This window comes from Paracraurococcus ruber, assembly GCF_004353985.1.
Taxonomy (GTDB): Bacteria; Pseudomonadota; Alphaproteobacteria; order Acetobacterales; family Acetobacteraceae; genus Paracraurococcus; species Paracraurococcus ruber.
This window is the reverse complement of the sequence record NZ_SMOA01000388.1, coordinates 1-4,021: the sequence shown is the minus strand read 5'-3', so window position 1 is coordinate 4,021 and position 4,021 is coordinate 1. Positions and strand designations below refer to the sequence as shown.

Below are 4,021 nucleotides of genomic sequence, written 5' to 3'. Positions count from 1 at the left end.
CCCGCCAGCCCCGCGCGCGATGCCGGCGTCCGGACGGCAGGCCGTCTGCGCCCCGGTCGCCGGCGCCGCAGGGCCCGGCCACCGCGGGCCGCGCTGGCGATCGTCGCGGGTGTGTCCGGGTGGGCTGGGCGGCGACCCACGGGGGCCTTGGCCCCTTGCCCCCGGCGCCGGGGCCCGGATGACGGCGCCTCCTGCCGGGTGGCGGGTGGGCGGGTGCTGCCCCCGGTGAACCGGAAGCGGTACAAGGGCCTGCGCGGGCACCGGGCCCGCCGCGGCGGGGATGGTGCATAGGGCAGGCGCCGGAGGAGGGAGACAGCGATGCGGGCTCGCCCGGAGGCATCCCGAAGACGGGCGTTGCAGGCCGGGCTCGGCGCCGCGGCCGGCCTTGCCGCGAGCATCCCGCTGGCCCGGCCGGCGCGCGCCCTGCTTCCCACCACCGCGACGCTGCTGGTGCCGGGGCCGGAGGACGGGCCGCTCGCCCGGCTGGCCGGGCGCCTGGCCGGGTCGCTCGGCCGCGGCGCGACCACGGCGCTGCGGCTGGACCTGACCGTGCTGGGCGGCCCGGACGGTGTCACCGCCGCCAACCGCTTCGTCACCGATGCCGCGCCGGATGGCCGCAGCCTGCTGCTGCTGCCGGGCATCGCCGCCCTGTCCCGCATGGTGGGCGACCCGCGGGCCCGCTTCGACCCCGCCGGCTGGGTGCCGGTCTGCGCCCTGCAGGGCGGCGCCATGGTGGTGGGGCGGGACGCGATGCCCCCGCCGGGCAGCGCGCCCCGCTTCGGCCTGGGCGGGCCGGACATGCCCGGCGCGGCGGGGCTGCTGGCCCTGGACCTGCTGGGCCTGGCGGCCAGCCCGGTGCTCGGCCTGCCATCGCCGAAGGCCGAGGCGGCGCTGGCCCAGGGCATCGCCGAGGCGGCGCTGCTGCACGGGCCGGACCTGCCGGCCAGGCTGACGGCGGCCGGCGCCCGCCCCTGGTTCGCGCTGGACGGGGTCGCCGGCCGCGACGCGATGCTGCCGGAAGTGCCGGCGCTGCATGACCTGCCGCTGGGCGGCCCGGCCGAGTTGCGCGGCGCGCTGACGACCGCCACTGCCTGCCTGCGCCTGCTGGCGGCGGTGGTGCTGCCGCCGCTGACCCCGGCCGATACCGTGGCGACCTGGCGGGTGGCGGCGCAGCGCTGGCTGGAGGAGGAGGCGAGGACGGGCTGGGCCCCGGGCCTGCGGCCGCTCTCGGGCATGGAGGCGGGCCCGCTGGTCGCCGCCCTGGCCCCCGCCCCGGCGACGGTGCTGGCCTATCGGGAATGGCTGCTGCGGCGGCTGAACTGGCGGGCGGATTGACGCGGGCCGCGGGGCGGTCGGGGCATCCAGGCACGACCGGCCGGGCAGCCATGTCCGGCCGGACCTGAAGGCGGCACCGGCCTTGGCCAGGGCCGGCGCCTCGCGCCCGTCCGGCACTGCCGGCACCGGCGGCACTGGCGGATCGCGGCCCGGCCCGGACACCGATCCGCCTCGGCCGGGTGCCGGCCGCGCGGCGCGACGCGCCGGCAACGCCATCCTGCCGCGCGATCCGTCGAGGAGCATGACGCATCGGCATCCGCTCCTGCCGCCCGGTCCCGTGCATCATCCCCGGCGCATCGTCGCCCGTCCGGATGCCTCCGTCCGGGCACGGTCCGCCTCGTGTCCTGCCCGCTGCATTCGCAGCCACGGTCTGCGAATGCAACGGGCCAGCAGGCCACTGCAAGCAAAGGCAAGTGGCCCGGACCGTAGGACGCCAGCAGTGGCGGCGAATTTCGGCTGCGGGACACCAGGGCGGTCGCCGTTCGCCATGGCTCACGGCAACCGCCCCAGCCATGGGAATCCTTGGGCATCTTCACCCGCTCAGGTGATTCCGCCCGAGCGGGATCCGCCCTAGCGCTGCGCCCAGGGCGTCCGCTGCCAGAGCGCGCGGTACTCCGCCGCCTGGCCGCGCAGCCGGGTGAACCAGGCCTCGCCCGGCTCCCAGGCCGGCTCGGTGAAGCGGCCCTCAAGCTGCTGCATGAACTCCGCGTCGCGGGCGATGTCCTCCGTCGCCTCCCGCAGCCGCGCCAGGATGGGCGCCGGCGTGCCGGCGGGCGCCACCACCCCGCGCTCGGAGCCCATCACCACCGGGATGCCGAGCTCGGTCAGCGTCGGGACATCCGGGCGGAAGCGGCTGCGCGCGGCGCCGGCATGCGCCAGCAGGCGGAGATTGTCCGGCACCTGCAGCACCGCGCCCAGGTTCAGCCCGGTGCAGTCCACCTGCCTGCCCAGCACCGCCTGGCGCAGTTGCGGATCGCCCTGGAAGACCACATGGGTCATGCGGATGCCGGTCGCGGCTTCCATCAGCACCAGTTGCATGTGGTCGTCCGACCCGACGCCGGGCGAGGCATAGGTCAGCCGCTCCGGCGCCGCCCGCGCCGCCGCCAGCAGGTCGGCCAGCGTGCGATGCGGGCTTTCGGCATGCACGGTGATGGCGCTCGGGTCCTTCACCAGGTTGCCGAGCGGGGCGAAATCCTCCAGCCGGAACTGCGCCTGCCGCTCGATCGGGATGGTGAGAAGGCCGGGGAAATTGGTGGTGCCCAGGGTGTGCCCGTCCGGCCGGGCGCGGGCGACGGCGGCCAGCGCCAACTCCCCGCCCGCGCCGGCGCGGTTGGTGACGACGACGCTGCCGCCGATGCGCTTCTCCAGCGCCCGGGCATAGCTGCGGGCGTCGAGGTCGGTGCCGCCGCCGGCGGTGAAGCCGACCTGGATCTCGATCGGCCGGTCGGGCCAGCGCGGCTGGCCCAGCGCCGGCGCGGCGAGCAGCGCGGCGCCGGCCGCCAGCGTGGCGCGGCGCGCGATCATGCCGCCGCCCTCGCCTCGTTGGAATCGCGCCAGGCGATCAGCCGGCGCAGCCCTTCCCGCATGTCCACCTCGGGCCGCCAGCCGATGGCGCGCGCCGCTTCCTCATGCGCGATGCGGAAGGCGCCGCCGCTGGTCAGCCGCACCTTGCCCGGCTCGTTGCCGACGAAGCGCGGCTCGGGGCCGCCGCCGGCGAGTTCCGTGACCAGCCTGACCAGTTCCAGCGTGGTGACCGGCGCGGGGCCGGAGGTGTTGACGGCGACATCCGTCGCCGCGCTCTCGAAGGCCATGCGGTTGGCGCGGGCGAGGTCGCCGACATAGACGAAATGCTTGGTCTCGGAGCCGTCGCCGAACACCTCCGGCGGCTCGCCGCGCCGCACCCTCTCCAGCGTCTCGATGATGTAGAGCGCGTTGGCGGCGCGGTAGTGCTGGCGTTCGCCATAGACGGTGGAATAGCGCAGCACGACATAGTGCTGGCCGTGCTTGCGGTGGGCGTCGCGGCAGAGCTGCTCGCCGATGATCTTGCTCGCGCCGTAGAGGATGGCGGCCGGCGGCGCCCCCGCGGAATGGAAGGGCGTGCCCTCCACCAGCTCCCCCGCCACGCCCGGCCCGTAGCCATAGACGGCGTTGGAGGAGGCGAAGACCAGCTTGCCAACGGCATTGGCGCGGCAGGCTTCCAGCGCGTGCTGCACGCCGCGGATGTTGACGTCGAGCCCGCCCCAGGCGTCACGGTCCATGGACAGGGTCATGTAGGCCGCCAGCTGGAGGACGCCGGCCATGCCTGCGGTGGCGCGCAGCAGGTCGGGCAGGCGCATCACGTCGCCGCGCACCAGCCGCAGCCGCGGATGGTCGTTCAGATGCTCGATCGCCGCCTCCGACCCGAAGGCGAAATTGTCGAACAGCACGACCTCGGCGGCGCCGTGGTCCAGCAATTCGCCGGCGGTGGCGGAGCCGACGAGGCTGGCGCCGCCGACGATGCAGAAGCGGTTGCCGGCGATGGGCACGGCCGGGTCGGTGGACATGGTTCCTCTCCCGCGAGTCGGTCTTGCCGGGCATCGAAGCGCGGGCCGGGCGCCAGGGGAAGGGCCGACCCCCGGGCACGGCTGGCACGGCCGGCGCGGCGGCCGGCGCGGCGCCGGCACGGGCTGCCCCGCGTCCTGCGGTC

The 4,021-nt window shown here is 76.2% G+C and carries 3 protein-coding genes; 1 reads left to right on the top strand and 2 read right to left on the bottom strand.

Translation table 11 applies throughout. The annotated features are described in order from the left end of the window. Positions 1-318 precede the first annotated feature (318 nt). Positions 319-1,335: a hypothetical protein gene (locus tag E2C05_RS29535; RefSeq protein WP_133223197.1), complete on the top strand. Its 1,017-nt coding sequence runs from the start codon at positions 319-321 to the stop codon at positions 1,333-1,335. Between the two features lie 570 nt (positions 1,336-1,905). On the opposite strand, the gene E2C05_RS29530 is transcribed toward E2C05_RS29535, so the two are convergent. Both E2C05_RS29530 and E2C05_RS29525 read right to left on the bottom strand, forming a co-directional pair. Beyond that, positions 1,906-2,859, bottom strand: a complete 954-nt coding sequence (locus E2C05_RS29530) for a tripartite tricarboxylate transporter substrate binding protein (protein ID WP_133223196.1) — start codon at positions 2,857-2,859, stop codon at positions 1,906-1,908. After that, positions 2,856-3,878 (bottom strand): NAD-dependent epimerase/dehydratase family protein, encoded by a 1,023-nt coding sequence (locus tag E2C05_RS29525; protein WP_133223195.1) that lies wholly within the window; start codon positions 3,876-3,878, stop codon positions 2,856-2,858. The genes E2C05_RS29530 and E2C05_RS29525 overlap by 4 nt, the downstream gene beginning before the upstream one ends. Positions 3,879-4,021 lie beyond the last annotated feature (143 nt).

What these genes read in the sequence shown, in the direction of transcription:
- E2C05_RS29535 (WP_133223197.1), top strand. Translation starts at nt 319, where the DNA reads ATGCGGGCTCGCCCGGAGGCATCCCGAAGACGGGCGTTGCAGGCCGGG.
- E2C05_RS29530 (WP_133223196.1), bottom strand. Translation starts at nt 2,859, where the DNA reads ATGATCGCGCGCCGCGCCACGCTGGCGGCCGGCGCCGCGCTGCTCGCC.
- E2C05_RS29525 (WP_133223195.1), bottom strand. Translation starts at nt 3,878, where the DNA reads ATGTCCACCGACCCGGCCGTGCCCATCGCCGGCAACCGCTTCTGCATC.